This window comes from Paenibacillus sp. LHD-38 (assembly GCF_031157315.1).
Lineage (GTDB): Bacteria > Bacillota > Bacilli > Paenibacillales > Paenibacillaceae > Pristimantibacillus.
Genome location: NZ_JAVIFU010000005.1, coordinates 40,529 through 66,636 on the forward strand (window position 1 = coordinate 40,529; position 26,108 = coordinate 66,636).

The window sequence follows — 26,108 nt, forward strand, 5'->3', positions numbered from 1 at the left end:
TTTGCATTAAATTGTATCAGTTTGTCGACACCGCCGCAACGAGGATGCATCTAAAAGAAAAAGCCTTTCTCCATATTGGAGAAAAGGCCCTTTGATTTAAGTATAATGACAGTTAGCCTTGCTCAATTAATCCATATTTTCCGTCGCTGCGTTTGTAAACAACGCTAATCTCTTTGTTGTCTACATTCGAAAAAACGAAGAAATTATGCCCTACCATATTCATTTGCAAAATCGCTTCTTCCACATCCATAGGCTTGAGCGCAAAACGTTTGGTACGTACGAGTTCCAAATCGTCTTCTTCCTCCAGAACGCCCACTGCTGAGCCTTCCTCCTTGAATAAGGCGCGTACGCCGCTGCCTTGGCGGAACTTACGATTTACTTTCGTTTTATGTTTGCGTATTTGTCGTTCGAGTTTGTCCGCGACCAAATCAATGGATGCGTACATATCCTCGCTTTTCTCCTCGGCTCTTAGCATGACACCGGTGAGCGGAATGGTCACCTCAACTGCATGTCTACCTTTGGTGACGGATAATGTTGCGTTAATATCGGAGGTGATTGGTGCTTCAAAATATTTATCCAATCGGCTGAGTTTTTTTTCGACGTAGTCTCTCAATGCGTCTGTCACTTGAAAGTGTTGACCTCGAATGTTGTAGTTCATGGGGAACTCCTCCTTTACATGGGTTTATTATATCATATGTAAGTGCTCGAATCAAAATAGTTTTTGTTTTATTTAGAATTTTCAGATAATTGATGCTGTAGGACTAGTAGATTTAAAATCAATTCAGCCAAGCCTTGCGATACAGTACAGACAATGAGCTTATCATGCACAAAAAAAAGCCCCGGTTTCCCGGAGCTTATGTTGGTTTTTTTGATTAATGATCCAAAATATAGGTTGGCTGGATCAGCCGAATGATTACAGTTTAACTACGTTAGCTGCTTGTGGACCACGAGCGCCTTCAACGATATCGAATTCGACGGATTGGCCTTCTTCAAGTGTTTTGAAACCTTCGGTTTGGATAGCGGAGAAATGAACAAATACGTCGCCGCCTTGCTCAGTCTCGATAAATCCATAACCTTTTTCTGCGTTAAACCATTTAACTTTACCTTGCATGTGCAAACATTCCCTTCATCTTCAAATACTGTGAGGCATCTCATTGTATAACCCACAATTTGACTATAACACCCACTTCACGGAATTGTCAAACAATTTATTGTAAGCGAATTCATTTTAGGATTTACGGGGGATTTCGGTTGGCGATTCGTGTCGAAAAAGAAACAGATATCTCCATTTTCCATAATAAATTAGTCTTTAAGTCACTCTTGCGCTATCCGTTATTGGGCGATAAAAAAAGCCGCCCATGGGCGGCTTGCATCAACAATCAGATAACCGTGGATTGCGTCTGTTTGAAACTAGTCCCGTTCACTTGTCCTGCCAACTGATTATATTGTTTGGAGGCTTGGATCCAGGTTTCCTTCAAATCGACCAGATAGCCGAGCACCTCTTCTGCAGGCTCAATACTTTTCTTCATGTTTGCTTCAATAAGACGAGTATTGAAATATTCGTATAATTTGATTAGGTTCTCGGACACAGGATTCGATCGGTCAATCGTGATAACGAACTCGCTTATAATATCCTGTACTTTTAATAGATTTGTATTTGCATCGGAATAACGCTGTTCTTTGATTGCTTCAATTCCTTGACGGCAAAAACGGATCGCACCATCGTAGAGCATAATAAGTAATTGTCCTGGTGTAGCCGTTTGAATAGTATTTTGAATATACTTATTACGTTGTTGAAGTTGCATTTTTTATCCTCCTATGAACTAGACTAATGTGATAACCATGCGTGTCGCGAGTCTCTCTTAGCAAGATCCCTTTTTTATCCTTTTTCATCTATAAGTATACCAGCCATTTCCCACAGCTTGGCAACAAAATCCAACGTTTTCTCTGGAGGGATTTCGCGAATAATTTCTCCCGATGTACTATCTAATACTTTCACTGAAATAATATTCGTTTGCTTATGGACAGAAAACTCTAAGTTTGTACTCTTTCCTTCCATAGCTTTAATAGCCCTATCGATTGCTTTAATGAGCTGCTCATCACTAATTGCGACATGCTCACCACGCAGCTCCGCCTTTTTCAAATCTGTTGTTCTAGTCAATTTAGAAATTTGCTGAGAATCTTTTACCCCATCGGAACTAGCCTTCTCTACTCCAGAATAGCCTAAGTCAATGTTAGCAGTACTTCGATTCAGCGAGTTACTCATCCCTGTAGTCGGCACATTAGTGTTCATTGCCAATCATTCCTTCCGCATCAATAGTCCTAATGTGTATATCGGCACTTATTCTCTTTTGTATTAGATGAAAACTAGAGTTTTAAAATGATTCTATTTGCTAATTTAATAAATGAAAAAGAGCCTCTCTAATGAGAAGCCCTCGATTGTTTGTTATTTTTTTTTATCAAAAAATGCACCATACGGCGAATAAGAATTTCCGAACTCGCCATACTGCTGATTGACCGCTTTACTTCTATTCAAATTCATCATATCGGTTTCAAGGTCCTTTTTCTTCCGGTCCATGATAGGAACAATCCGCTGATCAACCTCATAAGCGGGATGAATATAGGTTTTTTTCTGAATTTCTGTTAGAGAAATCCCCACCGCGAATAGCTCTGATATACTATCTATAACCTCTTGCCTTATATTCAGAAGTTCTATCCATTCTTCTGGTTCACTATCTTCGTCGATTACACTCTGCTCTAACTTATGAGTACCTATTAAAAAATCATTTAACAAGGAATCAAGAGAGGTGCTCATGTCTTTTATCCCTCTCCCTCAGCATTTATTTTCAAATACATGTGATCAATGTTTATGATATAGCTCAACCTTGTTGCTGTGATAACCAACTGCTCTGGGAGTTCGCTCTGCTCATCGCTGTCTCCATTGCAGTGAACTTTTTCCAATAGCGTTGTTCAATGTCCTCTAGTCGACTTCCCCATTTGCTTATATCCGTATTAATTCTACTCAGACCTTTACCAATGGTACTGTTATCAGCAAGTGATGCGCTGCTCCCTGCTTTATCAGTGAGTTTTGTCATTACACTGTTAAGATTGTTATGCAAACGCTCTGCTAGCCCGCTCTCACTAAATTTCGTAGCAGAATCTGTCGAGGCACTCGTCCTAGTAAACAGCTCCATTACAGCATTTCCGTTTTGGGAAATGGCTTCACGCAGTTTCGTGTCACTAATATATAGCTTCCCTTTTTCAATATATGAGCCAGTAGTAATTCCGATCTCACTAAGGCTATCGAATTTCGTGTCTATGCCTACCCCCGTTACATTGGTTGACAAAGATTGACGCATTTGCGATAGCGCATTTGAGAGTAATGTGTCTTGTCTCAACAAGCCGCTCTTCGCTTTCGCTTCCCATTGTTCATTTTGTTTATCCGATAAAGTTTCTTTTTCCTCAGGTAAAAGAGGCTTATAATCCTTATACGTACTCTCGCTTATCTTTACATTAACTTTTTCTATAATCTCATTATATTTATCTACATATTCTTTAATGGATTTGAAAATGGCATCTTCGCCAGGTTTTAGATTAACTTGGGTCTTGCCAGTTCCTTTAATGTTGAATTCTACGCCATCAAACGTAAATGTCGAACTCTTGACTTGATACGGAATACCGTTAATTTCAACTGTACCTGCTATAGCATCCGCCGACAACTGAGATGTCGTGTATGATGATGCAAGGTTATTAACCGTACCATTAGATAATCCAAGTTTGTTAGCAGCGTCGCTGAGATTATTTATCGAGATAGCCGCGTTTGCGCCACTAGCTGTTGTTGTAAGGGTTATAGAATTATCATCTTTTAAATAGCTGGCAGTAACACCCGTTGTAGAAGAAACATTATTTATTTTAGCGATTACGCTACTGATTGTATCCGTTGCTGTTACATTGATAGGATTTGTTCCAATATCGAAACTGAATGGAGCACCCCCAATTGCGGTAGATCCATCTGCCAAACCGATCGTAGTGAATTTCACCGAAGCCGGTTTTGCTCCTACAGATAGAGTTTGCACATCCACTTGATATGAGGTTGCACTCGGTACACCCTTTTGTTTAGTAGAAACGATCATGTCATTATCCGATGTCAAAACTTTTTTCTGATAAGTACCTTGCAACTTCATATCAAAGGATTTGTTTTTCAAGTCTGATAAGAGAGCATTCATCTCTCTGTATTGATCACGTCTCCATTCTTCTGTTTGCTTTTTCTGAAGAAGTTTATTAAGCGGAGCACTCTCAGCTTTCATTAAATTTTTAACGATGGTTTCAGTATCAAGACCTGAGACTAAGCCTCCCATACGAATTGAATTTATCATAGTATTCCTCCTACGTGTTCTCATCTTTTATAGTCTCAAATTCATTTATGCATATTCCCTAATAAGTTCACTTGTTTAAGCTTTGACATGTTATCACTATTATTATTCAACAAGAATGTCACTAAAATTACTTTTTAAATATGTATACTATCTTTACTACTAATATTATCGGAATTTACTTCAGTATAGTTTAGGTAAGAAAGTGAATTTTAGAAATATAAAGTTTTCCGTTAGTTACTTTAAATAGTAAGCATTTAGGTTAATATTCATATGTACGTTTGAATTTTGTAAGAAAATAAAAGAGACCCTAGAAAGTCTAGGATCTCCTTGTAATTCGTTAAGATTAACGAAGCAATTGAAGCACGCCTTGTGGCTGTTGGTTAGCTTGAGCCAACATAGCTTGTGCAGCTTGTGCAAGGATGTTGTTCTTCGTTTGCGCCATCATTTCTTTCGCCATATCCGTATCACGGACACGTGATTCAGCAGCAGTTAAGTTCTCGGAAGAAGTGTTTAGGTTGTTGATAGTGTGTTCCAAACGGTTTTGAACTGCACCGAGTTTGGAACGTTCAGAAGATACTTTTTGAATGGCTTGGTCAACTACTTTAATTGCTGTAGAAGCTTGAGATTGAGTACCAATTTGCAAGTTATTTACTCCCAAAGTGGACGCTCTCATGTCTTCTACAGACAAATTCATAGTTTGGCCAGTGTTTGAACCAATTTGGAAAGCTGCAGAGCCATCGGAGCGAACATCTTTCGCTTTAGTACCTTCAGCAAAGTTTGAAAGAACGTTTGAAGCAGCTTCTTTACGAACGCCATTGGTAGTGACTTCAAAAGAAAGACCATTAATCTGTGCAGCCGTACCAGCAGCCGCACCGTCGACAGTAAGTACACCTGCAGCAAGTGTAGCAGTGCCGACAGTAGCGTTAGCATTAATCGCTGTAAGGATATCGTCCATATCATCTGCTGCTGCGGCAACTGTGTAAGTTGCTGTTTGTTGTGTTCCATTTACGGACCACGTTGCTGTGATTTTATCACCAACTGCGATACCAAGATTATTACCGCTAGCATCAGTTACTGCGCCTAGAGTTGTTGCTCCTGCAACACCAGCAGCGAGATTACCACTGTTCACAACAGTACCAGTTGCTGCCGTTTGAGCACTACCCATGCTACCATTAATTAACTTCTTGGTGTTGAACTCAGTAGTATTAGCAATACGTTCGATTTCAGTACCCAATTGAGTCATTTCATCTTGTAGGTTTGTACGGTCTTGAGATGTATTCGTGTCATTTCCTGATTGAACAGCCAATTCACGCATACGTTGAAGAATGGAGTGAGTCTCGTTCAACGCTCCTTCAGCTGTTTGAATCAAAGAGATACCATCTTGCGAGTTACGGGAAGCTTGATCTAGACCACGGATTTGACCGCGCATCTTTTCAGAAATAGCTAGACCTGCTGCATCGTCACCTGCACGGTTGATGCGAAGACCAGAAGACAGTTTCTCGATGTTTTTGCTAGTTGCTGCAGTGTTAGCGCCCAACTGACGGTGTGTGTTCAAAGCTGCGATATTGTGGTTGATAATCATTGTTATTTCCTCCTTGAAATTTTCGTATTTCCGCATCCTTGCGGAAGCTTACGATAACAGTTCGGCCGTCCTATTATCGCGCTACTATATTTATCGGAATCCCACTTCAATTGTTTATAGCTATTTCGAAAAATCATTTATTTTTTAAAGAAATTTGATACTTCCTCGATCGATACTGTTCTAGTTGCTGCTGCGAGGTTTTCAGCTTGTATAGCTATATATATTTCTTTGCGATAGATATCCACTTCTTTCGGCGCTCGTATGCCTAACTTCACATTGTCGCCTTCTACACCCAATACGATGATTTCAACATTCCCGCCAATCATGATGGACTCATTGCTTTTGCGTGATAAAACGAGCATAGTTTATCTTCCTCCTAGATTCGATTGAGCGAAGCACGAGTGCTGTATGTATAATCATGAAGGATTAGCTGTTTTCCGAACTTTGTTTTGTTATTCAACACAATCGGGGCAAGCAAATTTATGGTCGCATTCGCCCAATCTGAGTGGACCGTAATAATTGACCAAATTTCCACATCTTCTTCGTTATGAATGTTTAGCTCTTGTTTAACTATATCCGGAAGCTCCCATTCATAATCAGAATAGAACAAGAATGGGCTTGCAACCAACAACGATATGGTTTGATCTTCAATTGCTTTCATTAGCTTCATTGGCAGTTCATTTCCTACCTCTTCGAAAAAAAATTGATTCAAATGTTCAAAACCTGGTATACCTTGCTTAAATTGATAAACTGGCTGCTCTGTAAGCACGTTGTAACCTCCTATTAAGATTCCTTTGTTAGTAAAATAAAAACTATAGACCTCATGCGTCATACGCAAATGATCTATAGTCGTTAATAGCGGTAATGTCTACAAGAGTTGATCGATTTGTGGTGGAATAATCTCTACTTTAGGATATTGACTCATATAAATCTCCAGCTTGCCGCGTTCATATTCGTGCACGGGCCTATTCACCTGTACATTTAGGTTAATTCGACCTGGAGTTGTTTCAATCGAAAGCTCGCTAGGCGTATATTGAATATCAATATTGTCATAGGCTGCTTCGCCACGAAAATCATACTCAGGGAAGGTTCGTTTCCAATCCCTTGCCATGTCAGCTATAGGAGTGCCCCCTAAATGAATCGCTGCCATCTGATCGCCTTTCTCTACAATACGAGCAAGGCCTTGCAAGGCAATATCAGAAGCCATTGAATATATTTTGCTCATGGTTTGCAAGTTGTTGCCTAGCGCTAATGCATCCCATACTCTATCTTGATTAATATCAAGCCGTCCACTAGTCGTTCTAAAATGTTGTTTTGGCCTAATTTGTTCCATGTCCACTGTAGCGGTAGGCTGTTCAAGATGCTGCTTCCCAATATCAGCATCGATGGAAATCAATGCTGGCTGCGTACGTATTTGAATTTGAGGAATTTGCATGTAATCCTCCCTATCTCAGGAAGTCAACCAAACTCGGACGTATAAGCTGTGCGCCAACAGACAGTGAAGCTTGATATACATTTTCTTCTGTTTTCATGTTAGTAATGACCTCAGCCATATCCGCATCTTCCGTTTTCGCTTGTACGGTCTTTAAATTGATGCCAATATCATCAAGTCGATTTTTAATAAGCTCGACACGATTCACTTTCGCACCAACTTCAGCACGTTTCGTAAGCATCGTATTCATACGTGTATCTACCTGAGCAATTAACTTTGAAATTCCGTCTTGATCGCCAGAAGTCAACATATCATGAGCACGTTGAAGAAGTGAGAAAACATTGTCACTGCTTTCTATCTCAGCTTGAGTTGCGGTTGGAGTTATGCCTTCGCCAAAAACTTCATTACCTATTATATTCACAGCTAACTTCATGCCTGCTGCAAGTTCATACCTAATTGCTTCGGTATCCGAACTCACTTGAAACGCTTTTAGCAAGGGCGGGTCAGCTAACAAATCAACCGTACCGTCTACCCCCATTGTCGGGTAAGGCTTGTCGCCTGTCAATTCACCGTTGAATACTTGTTTGCCATTAAATTGACTGTTTCCAATTTCAACCATTTGATTGTACAACTGAGATATCTCGACTTTTATCGCATCCAAACTCGTTTTCTCAAGCGTTCCATTGGCTCCACTGACCAGCAACTCACGAGTGCGCTGCATAATATCTCCAGCTTGTCCAATCGTTGTGTCCGTGTATTCTAACATGGATAATGAAGAGCTTACATTCTCAACATACTGTTCGTTTGAATCCAGCTCACTGCGATAACGAAGTGCAAACGTTATCCCAACTGGATCATCCGATGGTTTATTAATCTTCATACCCGTCGATAGCTGGTTTTGCAGGTTGTTCATACGACCCATGTTATTAGAAATATTACGAAGCAATTGTGTATTCATCATGGATTGCGTTACGCGGAAAGACATATTATTCACCACCAGTTATTTTATAAGCCTACGCGACCCATTCCATTTATTACTTTATCCAATACTTCATCAATCATCGTCATATTTCTAGCGGCAGCATTATATGCATGTTGGAATTTAATCATATTAGACATTTCCTCATCGAGAGAAACCCCACTTACGGATTGTCTCCGAGAGTCCACCTGGTCGACTATAATTTGCTGGTTGGTTTGCATACGAGTAGCTTCAGCAGCTTGAACACCAAGCTGACCGACAACGGAGCGAAAGTAGGCATCGACCGTATTTTTGTTATCGCCAGTTTCTGCGTCAAAATCAAATCGTGTATCCCGCATTTGCGAGAAAAGCACTGCCAACGAGTTATTACCGCTAATCACTGACTCCGAGCCATCTGCATTCGTAACGACTCGCATGGAAGAAGCAATCAAATTGGAATTTGCTACAATCGCCGGGTTAAGCGTAATATTGCCTGCTGTCAAACCAGTTGTTCCACCCGTGCTGTCCGTAAAGAAGGGCAACCCTGCATCTTGGCCTGCTAATGAGTAGCCAAGTTGATGCAATCCATTCAATCCGTTCACCATAACGGTAGTATCCTCCGTTAATGTGCGATTGGCGCCCGTGTATGTAACGTTATTCAATACTGTACCCTCAGGCAAGACAGAACCTTTTGGCAAAGTAACTTCAAACTCTCCGTTTGCCATCGTTTGAACGAGCTTATCGAGCTCTCCGATATAACCATCAACATAATGATCTCTTGAATAAAGCGTTCCGTAAATAGCTCCGCTATTCAAATCGCCTGAAGCAATCGCTGTATCAATTGCGGACATATTAAGATCAGTTTTTGCTGTCCCTTGAACCAGCTCAGTGCCGCCCATTGTAATCCTGTAACCATTTGCTTGTTCTTCAACACGAATGTTTACCAGACCAGATAACTGATCTGTGATCAGATCCCTTTGGTCGCGCAGATCGTTGGCATTGTCGCCGAGGCCTTCAACACGTCTAATCTCGCCGTTAAGCTGAGCAATGCTTGTTGTAATGGAGTTGACAGTGTTTAGATTAATCTCTGCGTTTTCCGTCAAATCCGCTTTCAATTCGCCCAGTTGTTTGGCTGTGTAATTAAACGAATCAACCAACGCCATCGTTTGTTCCATAACCACTTTACGTCCATCCGCGTTCTCCGGGTTTTTACTTAAATCCGACCATGAGTTCCAGAAATTTGAGATGACCGTCCTTAGGCCGGTATCGCTCGGTTCATTCACGATTCCTTCTAGTTTAGACAATGTATCTAGTTGTACCGTAAAATTGCCGTTCGATTTATTTTCGTTTCGAAATTGGTTGTCCAAGAATTTCTCTCTTACACGTGTAATCGAGGAAGCCTCTACACCCGTTCCGAGTTGACCGGCTGCAGCTGATTTAGAAAAGCCTACCGCGTCTATCGGCCTGGAGGCTGTCATATTCACAATTTGGCGAGAGTAGCCTACCGTGTTGGCATTCGCAATGTTATGTCCGGTCGTATTTAAAGCCGATTGCGTCGTAAACAAACTCCGCCTTGCCGTCTCTAAGCCATGAAAAGTCGATGCCATCGTCTATTGTCCTCTCTTCTTACGTTTTCATATTAAAGCGGCCATTACGATTGTAGGCCATGCCTTGAACAGCACGGTGGTAGGTCGCTTCTTCCTCAGTCGGTCCGAGCAGCAAATCCTGCGTGAAATGCAAATGCTCCAGATTCATTCTGACGAGCTGCTGATTGAATTCGTTGATATCCTGTAGCTTCTTAAGAGCTGCCGCCAGCTCCTGCCACATGGCTTGAAGCTGCTGCTTTTCATTCGCATGATAAACGGCTTGAATCAGCTTCTTCATTTTGAACGAGCGGTGAGCAGTCAGCTTCTGATCCAGCATATATTTTCCGATCAAGAAGATCCGCTGCTGCTCCAGCTCCAAAATGCGCTGAAGACTCTTCTTCTCTTTGTTTGAAATATAGGACAGCGACTCCACATTGTTAGCTGTAATAGCCGTTGTCTTCGCATTTCCGTATTCTATTAGCTGCCGATGCTCGTCTAAGAGCTCTTGCAAAACCACAAGAATTTGCTGGATATACTCATTCATTTAGAGCACTACTCCTTTAGGTATGGAAGCAGCTTCTCAGCAATCTTGCCGGCTTCCACATGATATGTGCCCGATGCTACCGCGTTTTTGAGCTCTTCAATGTGCTTTGTTCTGTCCGCTCCGCTTGCCTTGCTGCTAGTCAGCAGCTCCTTAGCAGCTGCAGAAATTTGGACTTCGTCCTTCTGCTTTGCTTTCTCTGCACCGCCTACTCGCGCATCCTTTTGCTTCTGATAGGGATTAACCGCACCAATTCGATTCGTCTCGTTTATTTTCATTTTATCCACCTCATTATCTACAGGAACTAAAAAAGCCGATTACCTTTACAAGTATTATCGGCTTCAGTCAAGTGAAATTTTATAGTCAAGAAAATATTAGTAAAAATTCATTTTTCTTTGTATCGTTCCAGCCCTTTGTATACTCCAGAAGGATTATAGGCCCTTTTCTGTTCATCTTTCTTCGCTATCTCCTGAAACATTTGCTTCTTGTCCTTCTCTATTCGTTGACGGCAGATGTCGCAAAGATGATGCTCCCGAATAAGCGTGCCGCAGGATTCACAAGGATAAGACATATTAGGAGCATTCATTATGGAGATACGGCCCTCGCGAATGAATTTCGTAATTTGCTTGATCGATACGCCGGTAGCTTCCGCTACCTCCGTTATAATCGAGCCCCTGAACTCACGCAAATAGTTTGCACAAAGTTCGTATTCTTTATCAATATCACGCAAGCACGCCGGGCATACGTCTCTAAAGTTTTTGGCAAAAAGCTTACCGCAGCGAGGACAATTATCCAAGTTCATCGCACTGAGCCCTCCTTTTTTTGTCAAACGATTCATCTATTTCTCTCATTCTAATCGAAAGCGTTAACTTTTTCACTATGAATCTATTTTCATCCCTTCAAGCAGACGAAAGGTTAGGAGCGTGCCCAGGTCAAAAGGTATACCTCCAATGGACGCTCCGCATGATGCAGCAAGACTTGCGAGCAGGCTTCCGCCGTGCTTCCAGTCGTATAGATATCATCGATCAAAAGAATACGAATACCCCTGCGGCTTGCCTGTGTTTTGCCGCTATCGTTTACAGCGTGAGCAAGTAGCAGTTGAAACTCCTCAGCGTTTATGTCAAAAAGAGATCTTGTGTCTCGAAACCGCTCCGCGCGTGTTTTAAAGCTTTGTTTCTCGGAATGACGAGAACGGACGAGCAGCTGCTTAAGCGGCAAATGATAGCGCTGCGCAACCCGACCTGCCAGCTGCTCTGCCTGATTAAAGCCCCGATCGGCCTCTCGTTCCGCGCTGACAGGCACATAGGTTACGGCATCCCAGTGATCGGCCATCCTTATTTTCAATTTGGAATCTCTACTATTGGGTGCGTTAGTCCGCTGAACAATTTCGGCTGTCAAAGCCTCGAAAGCAGGCAACAGCATGTCGCCGAGCAATGGAGCAAGCTGCTCGTTTCCCCGATATTTGTATAGAGCGAGCATCGCTCGCATCGTTTGATTATAGTGAACCGCACTGCGGTTGCACACAAAAGAGCCATGCGGACTGCGTATGCAGTCCTCGCAGGGAATGCCGCGCCCGCATCTCGTGCAGGCGATGCGGGTAAGCCAAGGTATTGCGGAGAGGCACGCTCCGCAAAGGGATTGCCGAAGCTGGGGAGTCAGCTTCGCGGGGCTACTGCTGTCCGCGCTGCGAGAGCCGGTTTGCGGCTTGCCGCATAGGAGACATGCGGCAGTCCGCGGCGCGAGCAGTTGCGCGGCTCCGGCGAAGGCGGATTGCAGTCGCCGGAGCCAGTCTTGGGGCGAGACGGTCATTTGGGCGAGCCTCCTTTGGTTGCGGGGAGCAGATAGCCCTGCTTGCGGGCCATGCGGTTCATGGTTTGGATATGATGTACGGCTTGCAGCTGCGCCCGATTGCGTTCCCGGCTGCAGAAATAGACCTGACCGAACGGATCCTCCGCCGATCTGCCCGCCCGTCCTGCCATCTGCACCAGAGATGCCTCGTCGAAGAGCCGTCCATCCGCGTCCAAGATGTAAACATCGCTTTTCGGGATCGTGACCCCTCTCTCCAAAATGGTGGTCGTGACAAGCACCCGAATATCCCTCGCCCGAAAACGCTGTACCTTGTCCGATCGTTCCGCGTCCTGCGAGGAGGTTGCAGCAACAGCAGCGTGCGACAGAACCATGCGCAGCAGAGCAGCCATGGGTTCTGTCTGAGCAACCTGCTGCACGAACACAAACAGCTGGGCGCCGCGAACAAGCGAGGCCTGCATGGCCGCCTGCAGCTTTGGCGGCAGTTTTCGCTGCTGCAGCATTTGTTTCACTGCGGGCGTTTGAATAAGCCTCGGTACAGGCAGCGGATGCCGGTGATAGCGCACGGGCACCCTCGCATGCGGAAGCCTGCCGCGTTTCGCTGCCCGCTGCAAATCGCTTGGCGGCGTAGCCGACAATAATAGGCGAGCTGCGCCCGGCGCACAGCTTTTGTCCGCCGCGAAATGAAGGAGTGGATCGCCCGCAAACGGGAACGCATCAAGCTCATCGACTACAACGAGATCAAAACCTTGATAAAAGCGCAGCAGTTGATGCGTGGTAGCCAGCGTAATGTCGCCGTTTTCCCAGCGCTGCTCACTGCCCCCGTATAACGTGACAACAGAGGCGCCTGGAAACGCTTTGCGGATTCGCGGGTCAAGCTCAATGACGACATCGCGGCGCGGCGTTGCGATTAGCGCCTTTCCGCCCCGCAGCAAGACAGATTCCACAAGCGGAAAAATCATTTCCGTCTTGCCCGCTCCCGTAACCGCCCATAGGAGAAATTCTCTGGCCCCGGCGGTTCTGCCCTTTGTCATTCGGGTACGCCCGGTGTGCGGCTCCGGCTCCTCAAGGAATCGTAGCGCTTTCGCCGCTGCGGCCGTTTGAGCGGGACTCAGCTTCCAACGCTCAAGCCGCAGCTCACTAGCCGGCAATATAAATTCCTTGGCCGCCCCCGCTCTCGCTTCTGCGCCTGCGGGCCCACAACGCTGCCCCGTAACCAGCAGCTCGCATTCCCGGCTCCGCCCCATCCCAATGCACGCCGTGCAATAGGCGCAGATCCGACCGCACGCGGCACATGCCGTGCGGTGCATAAACGCCTCACCGCTCCCGCAGCGCAGGCAGCTGCGCTCGCGCCTCCGGCGCCCCAAGGCGTCCGCCCGCCCGCCGTCTCCGGCAGCGATCGATCCGCTCAGGCGCACCCGCCCGAGCAGCGCTGCAAGCTGCAGCATTTCGCTCCAGCCTGCAGCGGCACCTGGCCCGCCTGCGCCAGAGAGCAGGGCGTGCGCCTCGCTTCGCAACAGCGCACGTCCCTGCAGCATGTCCGCGGCACAGCTCGCCCCCGCCGCGATTTCTCCCAGTTCCGCGGCACGCTTAGCCCCTGCCGTGGTTTCTCCCAGCTCCGCCGCTCCTACGGTCTCCCCCTTTGTCCGATCCCACCGCTCAGCCAAACCTAGCAAACCCTCTATGCCCAGCCACGTTTGCCGCTTTGTCCGGCTTCCAATCCGCCACCACTGGCCAGAACCTGCTGTCCTTTCTTCATTTTGCGCATTTCGCTTCGCCTCCTTCACACAAGCCATCAGCAGCTCCAACGCATCACATCCGATATCCGACCTACTCTCATCGATGATATACTGCTCTAAATGCACGGTTTTCCCACGTTTTCGCTTCATCACTGCTTCCCAAAGCTCCACCACAAGACAAGCATCACCAAGCGGCAGCGCTTCAAGCAGCAGCCAGCCTGTATCCGCAGTTTCCTCATTCAGACAGCCCGCCTCACCGAAATCGCCATTCATCCAGAAATGCTTATCCAGAGCTGCTTGAATCGTCGCGCGTGCCTGCCAGCATCCGCGTACCTTTACAACATACACCTGAGCCTTCATCTTCCTTCCCCCTCTATCCCTTTCATCATCCGGCGCTTTTCATTTATAAACGAAAAGTATAAATTCTTATAAATGAACACAAGAATACACGGCTGTAGCCGTCTTTTGTCGGCAAAAGCTCGTTTCGCGGAGATATATAAGCAGATTTATAAGTAAAAACTTATAAAGTCTTATATACAAGCGTAAACGGCTGTCGCCGTCCTCAGTGGCAAAAGCTATCGTTTCGCGGAGATATATAAGCACATTTATAAGTGAAAACTTATAAATTCTTATATATTAAAAAAAGCACACCCAACCACGCAGAATGCGTCATTGAGTGTGCTTCACTCCGAATATTCAATTACGGCAAATTATATACTAAAATGGCATTTTCGACAAATCCGACGGGTTTTGCAAATCAACCAGCACCGCGTGGTCTGCATTCGATACGATTCCTTCTGCCTGAAGCAGCCACAGCAGCTGGGTGCCGTCCACACCCTTCGTTTGCGAGCGCTTACTATCCTTGTTTTCGGTTATGGGTGCCGTCCCTTTGGTATGCACCCTGACTTCCTTGCCGTCTCTTGATAAGCGCTCAACAATAGCGAGCGTTTCATCCGTTACCCCGCGGTCGACAATCGTCAACCGAACATCCTTGCCCATCCGCCGCGAAAAAGAAAACAACGAGCGCACATACCATTCCATATTTTTTTGCCGAACGCCCGCAACAAGTACGTAATGTTTGCTGGATTGCTGCCTTCCTCGCCGAATCCGATAAGCCAGATGCACCGACAATGCAGCCACGGCATAAATGCCAATAACCAAAAGTAGAAGCTCAAACATGGCGGCCACCTCCTCTTTGTGACACTATATGCTAGGAAGAGCCCACTGGTTCCGCAATGGGAGGACAAGGCGAAAAATGTATGTTGTATCAAAATAGGTCTTTTCTCTCGATTATTAATAGTCAAATTCCGACAAAGAAACACCCTTGAGCAATTTACAATATATGTTATCATTTTACTACGTATCCTTGCATATATAAGATATGCACGCGTATGGAAAGGAAGCGGCGTCTTACACATTTTCAGAACAGCTAGGGAAGTGATGAAGTATAATCTGCATATGGACACTTGGATTATATGGAGCTAATAGTGTAACCGGCCCTCTTAGAACCCCACTACCTATCTAAGAGGAGAGTGAATGATGCGTTATTTTAAAAAGCAGCTTTCTTTAAGCATGGCCCTGATCTTGATTTTTTCCTTAGCGCTTGGTTCTCTTGTTATGGCCGAAGGTCAGAGCAATGGAGACACAGCCTTGACCGATCCCATAATTGAGAACAGCTGTCAGACCTACTCATCTAAACAGGAACATATTATAACAAACCAGTCCAATATCGTAGACCATGGCGACGGCACAGCGACGGCGTCCTTCAGGACCACACAGGATTGCGTGAGAGTCAGCTTCTCATCCTATGCGGCCCCTGCTGACTGGGTTCCAGGTCCGGACGATAAGACAATACCTTATCTCAAACAAGTGTATTTTGATGGGCAGTCCATTGTATATCCCAAGGCTGGCAGCTATTCCATCACAATTGACATTCCGATATGTCTTCCTTATCAGCTGGACATTTACAGCGGTGATCTGATTACCCAGTTAGGCACTGGCGCCCACGGCGACAAAATTAAAACCTGGAAACTAAAGCTTCAAAACACTTGCACGGAGCCGACGTCTACACCAACGTCTACGCCTACATCTACACCTGAAACGACACCATCGTCCACGCCTTCACCTACACCTGAAACCACACCATCGTCTACACCATCATCTACACCTGAAACCACACCATCGTCTACGCCTTCATCTACACCTGAAACCACACCATCGTCTACGCCTTCATCTACACCTGAAACGACACCATCGTCTACGCCTTCATCTACACCTGAAACCACACCACAGTCTACGCCTACTGTGACGCCTACTACAACAGCAACCTCATCGCCGACCGTCTCGCCATCGCCCGAAGTAACGACCTTTATTGAAATTGACGATGAGGAACCCCCAATCGGCGGCATAGGCGGAGAGATCGACTCCGAAGTTGATACCGTTATCGATTCCCAGGATAATCAAGTTCCGCTGGCTACTCTGCCGAAAACCGGCGATACCAGCCCGACTCCTTATTATTTAATCGGTGCCTTTGCGCTTACAGCCGGCTTTATCTCGCTTCGTAAGCAAAGACAAAGAAAATAAATTCTCTTTTCCTCGCGCTCCGGCGCAGCATTATAAGCAGCCTCGGAGTGCTTTCTCTTCTCATTCACTCTTGTTGAGCGTCATTTTCTTATATTCTTATATACAAAAAATCCCGCATCGGAAGATACGGGATTTTGCTCTGCAATTAATAATGATTACAAGGTCACCCAGCCATATTTAATGGACTGAATAACGGCTTGAGTACGATCGTCTACTTCCATCTTTTGCAAAATGCTGCTCACATGGTTTTTTACCGTTTTTTCGCTGATAAACAAAAACTCCCCAATCAGCTTATTGCTTTTGCCCTCGGCCATTAATCTAAGAACCTCCGCCTCACGGCGCGTTAACGGGCTCTCATCGCCTGCAACGAATTTCACTCCCGGCTCTTGGGCGGCTGCTGCGCCTGAAACGATTCCCATCTCGTCTAAATAAGTCATACGGCGAAGCTGATTGATCAGCTTGCCCGTTACTTTAGGATGGATGTAGGCATGGCCTTGAACGACGGAGCGAATAGCATTAATCAGCGATTCGGCCTCCATATCCTTCAGCAAATAGCCGGTTGCCCCTTTTCGAAGCGTTTCAAACACATAGCTCTCATCATCATGGATAGATAGAATGATAACCTTTACGTCAGGAAACATGCTCTTCAAACGTTCTGTCGTGACAACGCCGTTCTCGATTGGCATATTGATATCCATCAAAACGATTTCTGGAATCGTATGATTACAAAACTCTAACACTTGGATGCCGTCCCCGCACTCGCCAATGACCTCAAGATCGTCTTCCATATTTAGAATCCGCTTAAGACCTTCACGAAACAGCTGGTGGTCATCCGCAAGTAAAATTTTGATTGTACTCACATTGCTTGCAGGTTTCTGGATCATCATCATCTTACTCCTTTCTAGATTCGGCAGTAGTTGGTATATCTATTATAATTTTCGTCCCTCTACCGGGATTTGAGTCTATATCCATCCTTCCCTCTATCAGTTCAATCCGTTCTCTCATCCCTACCAATCCAAAATGCGCATTTCGACTAGCATCCTGCTCAATGAGTTCGCTATGAAAACCAACGCCGTTGTCTTGAATAACGAGTGAAATATGCTGTGGCCGATAGTTAATTTCGAGCGAGACATGGGTAGCGCTCGCATGCTTAAGCGCATTAGAGAAAGCTTCCTGAACCAAACGGTAAATCGCCGCTTCCATTGCCGATGGCATTCTAGCCTCTTTGCCAATAAGCTCGAATACGGTATGTATTTTTGTTTTCTCTTCAAAATCCTGCGTGAATTTCCGAAGAGTCGGCACAAGTCCCAAATCATCCAAAGCCATCGGACGCAAATTAAATATAATTTTGCGTATCTCCTCTAGTCCGGAGCGCACCTGCCCTTTCAAATCTACTAATTCTTCCTGGACCATCACAAACTCCTGCTTGATAAGCATTCGTTCAGCAATTTCTGTTCGAAGCACGATATTAGCGAGTGATTGCGCCGGTCCGTCATGAATTTCCCTAGCGATCCGCTTACGCTCTTCCTCCTGCGCTAATATAATTTTCAGACCCAGCAGCTGCCTGGTTTTGGCAGATTCAATAATACGGGTAACCTGGTTCAAATCCCCCGCTAAATATTCAAGCACAACATTTATTTGTGATGCGATTGTTTCAGCCCGCTCAATGGAGTTTTCTACATTACGGACACGTTTTTGCAAATCGTCGCGACGTGCCTTCAGGTAAGATTCCTTCTCGCGGTATACCATCAGATCCAGCTGGATCTGGGTGGCTTTCTCATAAGCAGACTTAATGTCTTCTTCCTTGTAGCGTACAAAATCCCGGCTAACCTCCGTCAGCCTTATCCGCGCACGGCGGTAGTCCTGCTCTAGCTGATCGACTTTATCGATCGTCTTCACAGTTTCTTGAAGAACGATTTCAAGCTCCTGTTCCAAAGACTCCATCTCCGCGCGCGCTGATTCACATATTTCATAAATTTGATATTTGCTGTCTTCCATGACTTCGATAGCATTTTTGATTACTCGATTTATATCGCCTGTAAGGTGGTCCACTGTAGATCGGCAACCTTTCTGTATTAAAGGTTAATCTACTCTATCATACCACAGATTGGATATCATTCGTCCATCGTTAATCGATGGTAATCTTTTTCGTTTTTCCGTCGTAACCCACCTTTAGACCTAATTTTTCGGAAAATAGGCGTACCGGGATTAACGTGCGGTTATTTCGGATAATCGGCGTTACCTCTGAGCTTTGCCGTGCGCCATTTAGAATGAGATCCTTTTTACCTAGAGTCATTTCCATCAGCTTATTGCCTCGCAGCACCGTGACCTGACCCGTATTTCCATCAAATAACAGACGCGAGCCCATAGCATCCGATACAAATCGAACCGGTACGAAGGTTATCCCGTTCAGCACGAGCGGCGCTGAATCCAGCTTTATCGCTTTTCCATTAACCAAAGCCGTTGTTTTACCTACAGTCATTTCGACCTTCGTGTTTGTATCTACCGTTACCGAAGGCGGATATTGCAGCTTCATGTTATCTAGTCCGATTGCACCTGAAGACGACCTCTCATCCTGGCCTTCCGCAATGGTTACAACGTAGATCCGCTTTAGTTTAACCGGGAATTTCATACCTGCGGACGATAGATTTACCTTTACGTTTTTCCATCCGCTAAAGTCCAGCTGCTTAGCCACATCAAGAAGATGAGCTTTCCCATCGGCATCGATAAACTCTGCGCGCACCCAGTTCAGGCTGTTATCTCCGTAAAGGTCAACCGTCATTGACGTAGGAGAGCCCTCTATTACACGGCCATTTGTATTAAATACGGCGTAAGAAGCTTTCGTTCCCGTACCGTTCGTGAAATCATAATCCAATTTCAAAGCCTTTGCAGAGGTTTGTCCCGGGAAGTCAGCTGCCAAGCTCACGCTGCCCACTGTCGTTGCGGGTGTGATCTGGGAAGTGATCGGATACGTCGATTTCTCGAAATCCTCGAAGGTCTTAACCGCTTCGCCCTGCGTAAAGGGGATCATCGCTGGAAAACCGTCATAACGCGCGATCGCATAACCTGTGGATGTTCCCGCATTCACCGATTGTACGGTTAGGCTGTCGCCATTTTGAACTGCGGTAAACCCGATAAATTCCCATTTCACTGAGTCTCCGCTTAACTTATACGTTGTGCCATTTTTGAGCTTAACGGTTAGCGGAACAGAAATCGTGGCTCCTTTTGCCAATACGCCTGCCGCCGTATCAATGGAAAGTGAAGCAATTTGATCCTGGCCGATTACTTCAATTTCCTGCTTGGTAGCAATAGCCCCTGACTTCACGCTAAGCGTCGTTTTACCTGCTTTAGTCGCTGTAAACTCATTCCCGTTGAAAGTGCCGATTGCCTTCTCCGAGCTCCATACCGCAGAGGCGTTGTCTACCTCGTAAGGATTGTAATACGTATCATAACCTTTTATTAAATAAGACGACTTCTGACCTATGAACATGGCTTTAGAACCACTCACAGAAATGCCTTTAAGCGTTCCTTTTGGAGCTGTGGTGAATACGCCAATTCCATTTGCGACGCTTCTTTGGGTTGAACCATAATGCGTGGAATGGGCCAGCTGCAAGGCAAAGTCCCCAAGCGGGCGCTCGATCATCGTTGTTGAGCCGCCGCCATCAAGATTGACGCCTTTAAATACACCCAATTGCAGCATGACTTGTTGAAGCTCTTTCAGGCTGAGCCCTGTATTACCGCCGAAACGCTCACTCGTGATGAGATAAACTTTCGTTCCGTCCTTCGAATAGCCAACCCCCGAACGAGAAGTATACGACGATCCGCTGACACCGGTGATATCGCGCGAAAACGGCGCCACCGCACCCGCATTAACTAACAGCGTATGTCCCCCGGCCATCATTTCAAAAGAGGATGGATCAACTTTCGCTCCCGTTGTTTGCGACACAAGCGAATAATCAGCCGTTATCGGCTGTCCAACCTGCAGATGTTCCTTCACGTACGCAGCTGCCATGCCGTGCGTACGAAGTATGTAGCCGTCTTCCGGCGCTTGTCCCGCTATCGCCTTGTCAATCGAAATTTCTTCGATTATCCCATTGCGGACCAATACCTCCGTCGGCGTGGAGCCTGAATTTTTCGGGCGCTCCGTTCCGCCCCATGCACTTGTATATATATACATTTTATTAACATGACTGTAGATCGAGCCTGTTGTTTCGGGAGCATACGCGGATTGATTAAGACCTTCTATCGCAAAAGATGAGTCATCCGCCGCCGTTACCATACCGTCAAAAGAATAGTTATCGATCATGGGCTTCCGATCCTTTGATACCGAAAACGCGTACATCCCTTTCAGCTTCGAAGGACTCGACATAAACATGCCGCTTATAACCTGGCCACCCATAGGCGCACCTTCATTGCCCATGACAAATACATCCGCATTGATAGCCGCTACCGCACCGCTTTCTTTTGTCATATTTAGAATGGTATTAACCTGGCCAATGCTGTTATTTTTTCCGCTCATCGCATTTAAAGATACATAGGGATTCGTTAGATCTATCTCAATGACATGCACATCGGTTTGTGCTTTTGCGCTTCCGCGCGTTGTATGAAATACGTAGTCTAGTCGTTTGGCCCCTGCAGTAATATAAGATTGCTGCGACAGCTTAAGCACGGGATCGCTTGCAGCAGCCTCTGTAGTCTCTATAGCTGCCTTCTGCACGCTTCCAGGCAGAAGCGATGCTATCGGCTGTACCAGCAATGCTCCACCTAACATAACGACTATGACGCGTTTTCCTAAGCCCTCCGACTGCAGTCCTATCATTTTTTGAAACTTAACCATTAGATTTGCAACTCTCCCATCCATTAATCTAATAGTTATAGACTACAAGAGTAGTAGAAAAGTTACGTATGATAAAAGACTGCTATCGTTTTATTTCGACCGATAAATTTCCTCTATACTTTAAAAGTAAAAAAAGGCACAACTCGCCATGGAGACTGGTTGAGCCTTTTTCTAAGAATTGAATTATATTATAAAAAATTCACTTTTTGCAGCAAACGCATAATCATAACCGTTCCTTCTGCGCGAGTTGCATTCGTTTGCGGACTTAATGTCGTAGCTGTTTTGCCGCCAATAACGCCAAGGTATATCGATTTTGCGACATCCTCCTTCGCCCATGCGCCAACCTTGCCGCGATCCGTAAACTTCTGCAAATAGGCGGAAGTCGATTGCGGAAGTTGAACGGTAACCCCAGCTACCTTCGCTGCCCTAATCATCATAACGGCCATTTCCTGACGCGTAATCGGATTATTCGGCTTAAAGGTGCCATCGGTATTGCCTGCAACGATTCCTTTGGCAGAAGCCGCTCCAATATAGGCGCCCATAGCCGTATTCGTGTTCACGTCCTTGAACTTAGCCGCTGCCGAGCGATTGCTGCTCAGGCCAAGCCCTTTCGCAATATACGTTGCGAATTCACCGCGCGTCATGTTTTTACTCGGCTCAAACTTCGCTGCCGTGCGTCCTTCCACGATGAATTTTCGCAGCAGCGTATGAATGGAGCTCGCTGCCCAGTGCTTGGATAGATCCGTGAAGCTGTTTGAGTTGCTTACAAGCGCGTAGGAGCTGTTACCCTTTCTTTTAAATGTAGCTGTCGTCTTGCCGCCGCTAGTCGATAGCACCGTTGGAACATAAGAGATCCCTCCAGTGATCGGATCAAACCAAACGACCGCTGTTTTGCTGGAATCGATATTCTGATAAGTTTGAATCGTTCGCGACACATAACCGTTAAATTCATTAACAGCCTGCTGTATAGAACCGCTCACTGCCGTTACATCGAAATGGTAAGGCCCTGCGATCAGGCTCGTATTAGAGCTGTTTATTATGGAACTGATATTTCCAGTCAGCGTAGACAGTCCTTGATCAATGCGAATAAGCAATTGACCGGAACTGCTGCTGCCGCCGAGCAAAGCATTGATTTTCACAAAATCCGCCGCATTCAGCTGCAGCTCGTAGGAAGCATCGCCGAATTGTACGGCAAATACAGATCTGGCGTTTAGCTGATATGCCGTATCCAGCACACTTATTGGAACTGCAACAATTGCTGCCCGTTCCGTTGACGGCACTTTAAACGCCACGCGTGGATTAGCCAAGCCTGCAGTGCGGGCCGTTTGGAAAGCCGTAAGCACCTTCTCGCCTGATACGGTATAGCGATTAGCCTGTACGCCAGCAGGAGAGATATCCCCTGTTACGGAGGCTGCCGATGTTTTCAGACCGATACCGCCGCCGTCGGCAGCCTCGAAATCACCGGACAACCCATCTAGAATGGTCGTTTGATTTGCTGCGCTTATATTTGAAAAGCTGCTTATGGTTGTTCCGCTGTTTGTTCGAAGTCCAACGGATGTTGAGTAATAAGTAACATTAACGGTTTCCCCAACGTTAAATGGAGCCGCTAGCGTTAAGATAACAGATGCCCCGCTTATATCAACTCTGGATATCGATTTTACGGATTCATTGGCCTTTACGAGAAACTGGATTGAACTCGGCACATAACTGCTATTTAATGTTTCAGCAAAATTAATCGTAAGTGTTGAGCCCTTTGCAATGACTCCGTAAATGTTGCCGTTCTGGCCGCCGCCCGAAGTCCCACCGGATACAGCGTTGTTAAAGGAGGGGGCTGCATTGCCTGCCAGATCTGTGATCAAGGTCATAGAAGCTAAATAAGACACCGAAACCACTTGTCCGGCATTTACAGCCGACGATAGTGTCAATAGGACCGAATCTCCTGTAATGCGAACCTGCAGAACGGAACGCGCGATATTGTCGACCAATACTCCGAATTGACCAACTGAAGGAACGCTCTGTGAATTCAAGCTTTTATTGTATTTCAAGGTAACGACTGTGCTGCTAAAGCTGACGGATTGCAGCGTAGGCAACCCTGTATCAGGCATGCTGTACATACTGTAGTTTTGAATGGCTGCCAAATAATTGCCCGCCGAATCTCTTATAGGATAGGAGCCTGGCGTATATGACACATTGAAGGTTTGATAGTTTTGTATATTGCCGTTAACGGTTAACAAAATATTGCTGCCTTTGCTTGAGATCGAGGTCGTGCTGTATTTCACACCGCCGACGCTAACCGAAAACTGCAGATAGGCATAGCTGTTTACAGCCGTTAAATCCTTGTCAAACGATAGCGTAATAGCGGCGCCTGAAGCATTCCCGCTCACAAGTATTGGCGGCGTAACATCCTTTGCGCCAGCCACATCTTGATACGCAACACTTGCTGCTTCATTTCGAGAAGTATCCTGAATGAGCCCAACTGCTGCTTTTGAATAGGAAAGCTTCACCTGCTGCCCTGATACAATAGGGCTTAGTAACTGAAGAATAACCGCTTCCCCTTTAACTTGCACCCCGATTACTGCGCGAGGCGCTCCGTTAACCGTTACATAAAAGCTGCCCGTCGAAGGAATTACATTAGGATTCAGCTCTTCACTGTAGCTTATCGTAATCGCGGATCCGCTCCACTCCAGCTTACTCAAGCTCGGGGCTGTGGTATCCGAACCAAACGTATGGAACGTCCATTGATACTCATTTAATATCCCGGCAAAGCTATTGCCTGCCAGATCAGTCACTGCGCTGGCATCGATGGATACATAATAACCGGTATTAGCTTCGAACGCCTGCGTTGGCGCAATGACCAACACATTATTGTCGTTACCGTCTACATAAAAGTTAGCGGGGATAGGCGACAGCAGGTTATTACCAATCGGGTTAAACGTTATGGATCCGGTGGAACCTTTCTTAACCGCCTCGCTGAATGTTGCGGTAAAGGCTTGGGTTAGCCCAACAGAAACCGCATTATTAATCGGGTTCAAGAGTGCTAAAGTCGGTCTTACCGTATCTTGTGAAACGGTGAAGTGCCATGATGTTGATGACGCAAGTCCTGCGTAATAATTTCCTGCCGCATCACGAATCGCACGATTGCCAATCGTCACATAATATTTCGTATTATTGACGAAAGCTTTCTCGGCTTCACCGTTAATCGCTTTATTCGGATCAATGGTCATCTGATAGGTTCCGCCGCCTGTTACGCGCTCGGATGTAATAGGAATGGAGCGGAATAATGCCCCAGTCGCCGATTCCCTAATTTCAATGGCTCCGCTGCTTGGAAAAACAGGCTCATTAAAGGTTATTTTCAATTCAGAGCTTAAACTGCTGATCGATCCTCCCGTTGTCGGAAAAAAGGCAGACTCAATTGGCGGAACGTTTTCATTGCCCGGATCTGTACTGAAGTTCCATACTGACGCACCCGAAATGCCGTGATACCATTGATCCCCGCTTGGATCGGGTTGAGTAAAGGCACCCGCGTCAATTAATACATAATAAGCAGTATTGGGTTCCAAACTAGTGCTGGGTGAAATCTTGACCGTATTATTGGTTACAACAACTCTGGATGAAGCTGCATTAAAACGTTCAAAGGTAATATTATTGCTGATCCTGCGTAATTCAATATATTTGTTTGCTCGTGCTTGCACGTTTTTATCAAAAGTAATGGTAAGCGCCGCATTAACCGGAACGGATGTTGCATTATCTGCCGGTACGAATGGCGCCGCCACATTCACAGGCGCCGATGCGGTTGAAAAGCTCCACGATGTCCCATAATAAAGATTGCCTGCCGCGTCTTGAAATGCCGTATTCGGAATGACAACCGAGTACGCGGTGTTTGGCTGCAGCGCTGCTGGCGGCTGAATGATAATTTGGTTGGTTCCACTGCCTCTTACTGCATTGGAAGTTACAGCGACCGTTCTGTTATCTTCTGCGGAGTTGATTTGTATGCTCCCGCTTGCTACATAGACAGGTTCATCAAACGTAATGGTAATCGGGGTTGTAACCGCAGCAGGCACTGTATTTGGCACCAACGCTGTATGATTGGGCCTTGTCGAATCTACTGCTGCAATCGTACGAAAGTTCCAGCTGCTAGCGCTATTGATCCCTGCATAACCTGCACCGTTCGACTGATTCACAAAAGCGCCGGCATCAACCAATAGGTAATAATTCGTATTTAAAGCGAAATTATTAGTCGGATCTATGGTCACTGTACGTTGCGTGGAATCAATGGTTATACGACCAGACGATAAAGGAATGCTTTCCACCAAATTGCTCGTGGCATAATCATAAATAGACACATACGTTGAGCTGGATCCCTTAGAAATGTTTTCATCAAAGGTCATCTTCAAATCAGCCGCAAGCGATACATTAATGAGATCATCGGCTGGACTGAGACTTAATACGACCGGACCTGCAGATGCGGCAGATGCTTGCTGCGGATCTGTTGCCCAGCCTGCCAAGCTTAGTTGGAGCAGCAGCATAACGGCGATAAACGATGACAGCTTGCTGGTTCGATTCATTTCAATTCACTCCTCAAAAAATTACACTCGTACCTTATTTGTCGGTTAGTTGACATGAAAAATTTAGGTTAAACTACTTTTTTGTGTCGCATGACAAACAAAA

General features: G+C 45.7%; 23 protein-coding genes and 1 riboswitch. Of the genes, 1 reads left to right on the forward strand and 22 read right to left on the reverse strand.

The annotated features are described in order from the left end of the window. Window positions 1–112: 112 nt before the first annotated feature. From hpf to RCO25_RS05900, 18 genes are all read right to left on the reverse strand, one after another. Window positions 113–658 (reverse strand): ribosome hibernation-promoting factor, HPF/YfiA family, encoded by a 546-nt coding sequence (hpf, locus tag RCO25_RS05815; RefSeq protein WP_308995191.1) that lies wholly within the window; start codon window positions 656–658, stop codon window positions 113–115. A gap of 255 nt (window positions 659–913) precedes the next feature. Then, complete coding sequence (locus RCO25_RS05820; RefSeq protein WP_028608231.1) at window positions 914–1,111, reverse strand: cold-shock protein; 198 nt, start codon at window positions 1,109–1,111, stop codon at window positions 914–916. 268 nt (window positions 1,112–1,379) lie between these two features. Beyond that, window positions 1,380–1,805 (reverse strand): flagellar export chaperone FliS, encoded by a 426-nt coding sequence (gene fliS / locus RCO25_RS05825; protein ID WP_308995192.1) that lies wholly within the window; start codon window positions 1,803–1,805, stop codon window positions 1,380–1,382. Between the two features lie 74 nt (window positions 1,806–1,879). Further along, window positions 1,880–2,293: a flagellar protein FlaG gene (locus RCO25_RS05830; protein WP_308995193.1), complete on the reverse strand. Its 414-nt coding sequence runs from the start codon at window positions 2,291–2,293 to the stop codon at window positions 1,880–1,882. A gap of 153 nt (window positions 2,294–2,446) precedes the next feature. Continuing rightward, entirely contained in the window at window positions 2,447–2,815 is a 369-nt protein-coding gene (gene fliT, locus RCO25_RS05835; RefSeq protein WP_308995194.1) for a flagellar protein FliT, read from the reverse strand. 64 nt (window positions 2,816–2,879) lie between these two features. Next, complete coding sequence (gene fliD / locus RCO25_RS05840) at window positions 2,880–4,376, reverse strand: flagellar filament capping protein FliD (RefSeq protein ID WP_308995195.1); 1,497 nt, start codon at window positions 4,374–4,376, stop codon at window positions 2,880–2,882. A gap of 343 nt (window positions 4,377–4,719) precedes the next feature. Then, window positions 4,720–5,958, reverse strand: a complete 1,239-nt coding sequence (locus tag RCO25_RS05845; RefSeq protein WP_308995196.1) for a flagellin N-terminal helical domain-containing protein — start codon at window positions 5,956–5,958, stop codon at window positions 4,720–4,722. Window positions 5,959–6,095: 137 nt separating this feature from the next. Then, complete coding sequence (csrA, locus tag RCO25_RS05850) at window positions 6,096–6,320, reverse strand: carbon storage regulator CsrA (RefSeq protein ID WP_308995197.1); 225 nt, start codon at window positions 6,318–6,320, stop codon at window positions 6,096–6,098. A 14-nt stretch (window positions 6,321–6,334) separates the two neighbouring features. Continuing rightward, window positions 6,335–6,727, reverse strand: a complete 393-nt coding sequence (locus RCO25_RS05855) for a flagellar assembly protein FliW (protein ID WP_308995198.1) — start codon at window positions 6,725–6,727, stop codon at window positions 6,335–6,337. Window positions 6,728–6,826: 99 nt separating this feature from the next. After that, a complete protein-coding gene (locus tag RCO25_RS05860) occupies window positions 6,827–7,393 on the reverse strand; it encodes a DUF6470 family protein (RefSeq protein WP_308995199.1) in 567 nt (188 codons plus the stop codon). Between the two features lie 10 nt (window positions 7,394–7,403). Then, complete coding sequence (gene flgL, locus RCO25_RS05865) at window positions 7,404–8,375, reverse strand: flagellar hook-associated protein FlgL (RefSeq protein ID WP_308995200.1); 972 nt, start codon at window positions 8,373–8,375, stop codon at window positions 7,404–7,406. Between the two features lie 20 nt (window positions 8,376–8,395). Next, window positions 8,396–9,955 carry a flagellar hook-associated protein FlgK gene (gene flgK, locus RCO25_RS05870; protein ID WP_308995201.1) on the reverse strand — a complete coding sequence of 520 codons (1,560 nt, stop codon included), beginning with the start codon at window positions 9,953–9,955 and terminating at the stop codon, window positions 8,396–8,398. A gap of 19 nt (window positions 9,956–9,974) precedes the next feature. Beyond that, window positions 9,975–10,478, reverse strand: coding sequence for a flagellar protein FlgN (locus RCO25_RS05875; RefSeq protein WP_308995202.1), 504 nt, complete (start codon window positions 10,476–10,478; stop codon window positions 9,975–9,977). A gap of 8 nt (window positions 10,479–10,486) precedes the next feature. Continuing rightward, complete coding sequence (flgM, locus tag RCO25_RS05880) at window positions 10,487–10,753, reverse strand: flagellar biosynthesis anti-sigma factor FlgM (RefSeq protein WP_308995203.1); 267 nt, start codon at window positions 10,751–10,753, stop codon at window positions 10,487–10,489. A 107-nt stretch (window positions 10,754–10,860) separates the two neighbouring features. Beyond that, window positions 10,861–11,277, reverse strand: a complete 417-nt coding sequence (locus RCO25_RS05885; protein WP_308995204.1) for a TIGR03826 family flagellar region protein — start codon at window positions 11,275–11,277, stop codon at window positions 10,861–10,863. 113 nt (window positions 11,278–11,390) lie between these two features. Continuing rightward, window positions 11,391–12,284 (reverse strand): ComFC family protein, encoded by an 894-nt coding sequence (locus RCO25_RS05890; RefSeq protein WP_308995205.1) that lies wholly within the window; start codon window positions 12,282–12,284, stop codon window positions 11,391–11,393. Further along, window positions 12,281–14,380 carry an ATP-dependent helicase ComFA gene (locus RCO25_RS05895; protein ID WP_308995206.1) on the reverse strand — a complete coding sequence of 700 codons (2,100 nt, stop codon included), beginning with the start codon at window positions 14,378–14,380 and terminating at the stop codon, window positions 12,281–12,283. The genes RCO25_RS05890 and RCO25_RS05895 overlap by 4 nt, the downstream gene beginning before the upstream one ends. 357 nt (window positions 14,381–14,737) lie before the next feature. Beyond that, window positions 14,738–15,199 (reverse strand): hypothetical protein, encoded by a 462-nt coding sequence (locus RCO25_RS05900; RefSeq protein ID WP_308995207.1) that lies wholly within the window; start codon window positions 15,197–15,199, stop codon window positions 14,738–14,740. A gap of 245 nt (window positions 15,200–15,444) precedes the next feature. Continuing rightward, window positions 15,445–15,528: riboswitch (cyclic di-GMP riboswitch) on the forward strand. A 28-nt stretch (window positions 15,529–15,556) separates the two neighbouring features. On the opposite strand from RCO25_RS05900, the gene RCO25_RS05905 reads away from it, so the two are divergent. Further along, a complete protein-coding gene (locus RCO25_RS05905; protein ID WP_308995208.1) occupies window positions 15,557–16,603 on the forward strand; it encodes an LPXTG cell wall anchor domain-containing protein in 1,047 nt (348 codons plus the stop codon). Between the two features lie 155 nt (window positions 16,604–16,758). Here the strand turns inward: RCO25_RS05905 and RCO25_RS05910 are convergent, their stop codons facing one another. From RCO25_RS05910 to RCO25_RS05925, 4 genes are all read right to left on the reverse strand, one after another. Then, window positions 16,759–17,487: a response regulator gene (locus RCO25_RS05910; protein ID WP_308995364.1), complete on the reverse strand. Its 729-nt coding sequence runs from the start codon at window positions 17,485–17,487 to the stop codon at window positions 16,759–16,761. 7 nt (window positions 17,488–17,494) lie between these two features. Next, a complete protein-coding gene (locus RCO25_RS05915) occupies window positions 17,495–18,655 on the reverse strand; it encodes a sensor histidine kinase (protein ID WP_308995209.1) in 1,161 nt (386 codons plus the stop codon). Window positions 18,656–18,731: 76 nt separating this feature from the next. Continuing rightward, entirely contained in the window at window positions 18,732–21,440 is a 2,709-nt protein-coding gene (locus tag RCO25_RS05920; protein WP_308995210.1) for a stalk domain-containing protein, read from the reverse strand. Window positions 21,441–21,628: 188 nt separating this feature from the next. After that, window positions 21,629–26,005 (reverse strand): Ig-like domain-containing protein, encoded by a 4,377-nt coding sequence (locus RCO25_RS05925; protein ID WP_308995211.1) that lies wholly within the window; start codon window positions 26,003–26,005, stop codon window positions 21,629–21,631. Window positions 26,006–26,108: the final 103 nt, after the last annotated feature.

Excerpts from the sequence above, each read along its gene's own strand:
- RCO25_RS05925 (WP_308995211.1), bottom strand. The coding sequence starts at position 26,005 with ATGAATCGAACCAGCAAGCTGTCATCGTTTATCGCCGTTATGCTGCTG.
- flgM (WP_308995203.1), bottom strand. The coding sequence starts at position 10,753 with ATGAAAATAAACGAGACGAATCGAATTGGTGCGGTTAATCCCTATCAG.
- RCO25_RS05920 (WP_308995210.1), bottom strand. The coding sequence starts at position 21,440 with ATGGTTAAGTTTCAAAAAATGATAGGACTGCAGTCGGAGGGCTTAGGA.
- RCO25_RS05860 (WP_308995199.1), bottom strand. The coding sequence starts at position 7,393 with ATGCAAATTCCTCAAATTCAAATACGTACGCAGCCAGCATTGATTTCC.
- fliS (WP_308995192.1), bottom strand. The coding sequence starts at position 1,805 with ATGCAACTTCAACAACGTAATAAGTATATTCAAAATACTATTCAAACG.
- RCO25_RS05910 (WP_308995364.1), bottom strand. The coding sequence starts at position 17,487 with ATGATCCAGAAACCTGCAAGCAATGTGAGTACAATCAAAATTTTACTT.
- RCO25_RS05905 (WP_308995208.1), top strand. The coding sequence starts at position 15,557 with ATGATGCGTTATTTTAAAAAGCAGCTTTCTTTAAGCATGGCCCTGATC.
- RCO25_RS05890 (WP_308995205.1), bottom strand. The coding sequence starts at position 12,284 with ATGACCGTCTCGCCCCAAGACTGGCTCCGGCGACTGCAATCCGCCTTC.
- RCO25_RS05845 (WP_308995196.1), bottom strand. The coding sequence starts at position 5,958 with ATGATTATCAACCACAATATCGCAGCTTTGAACACACACCGTCAGTTG.
- flgL (WP_308995200.1), bottom strand. The coding sequence starts at position 8,375 with ATGTCTTTCCGCGTAACGCAATCCATGATGAATACACAATTGCTTCGT.
- fliT (WP_308995194.1), bottom strand. The coding sequence starts at position 2,815 with ATGAGCACCTCTCTTGATTCCTTGTTAAATGATTTTTTAATAGGTACT.
- RCO25_RS05820 (WP_028608231.1), bottom strand. The coding sequence starts at position 1,111 with ATGCAAGGTAAAGTTAAATGGTTTAACGCAGAAAAAGGTTATGGATTT.
- fliD (WP_308995195.1), bottom strand. The coding sequence starts at position 4,376 with ATGATAAATTCAATTCGTATGGGAGGCTTAGTCTCAGGTCTTGATACT.
- RCO25_RS05885 (WP_308995204.1), bottom strand. The coding sequence starts at position 11,277 with ATGAACTTGGATAATTGTCCTCGCTGCGGTAAGCTTTTTGCCAAAAAC.
- RCO25_RS05875 (WP_308995202.1), bottom strand. The coding sequence starts at position 10,478 with ATGAATGAGTATATCCAGCAAATTCTTGTGGTTTTGCAAGAGCTCTTA.
- flgK (WP_308995201.1), bottom strand. The coding sequence starts at position 9,955 with ATGGCATCGACTTTTCATGGCTTAGAGACGGCAAGGCGGAGTTTGTTT.
- csrA (WP_308995197.1), bottom strand. The coding sequence starts at position 6,320 with ATGCTCGTTTTATCACGCAAAAGCAATGAGTCCATCATGATTGGCGGG.
- RCO25_RS05900 (WP_308995207.1), bottom strand. The coding sequence starts at position 15,199 with ATGTTTGAGCTTCTACTTTTGGTTATTGGCATTTATGCCGTGGCTGCA.
- hpf (WP_308995191.1), bottom strand. The coding sequence starts at position 658 with ATGAACTACAACATTCGAGGTCAACACTTTCAAGTGACAGACGCATTG.
- RCO25_RS05895 (WP_308995206.1), bottom strand. The coding sequence starts at position 14,380 with ATGAAGGCTCAGGTGTATGTTGTAAAGGTACGCGGATGCTGGCAGGCA.
- RCO25_RS05830 (WP_308995193.1), bottom strand. The coding sequence starts at position 2,293 with ATGAACACTAATGTGCCGACTACAGGGATGAGTAACTCGCTGAATCGA.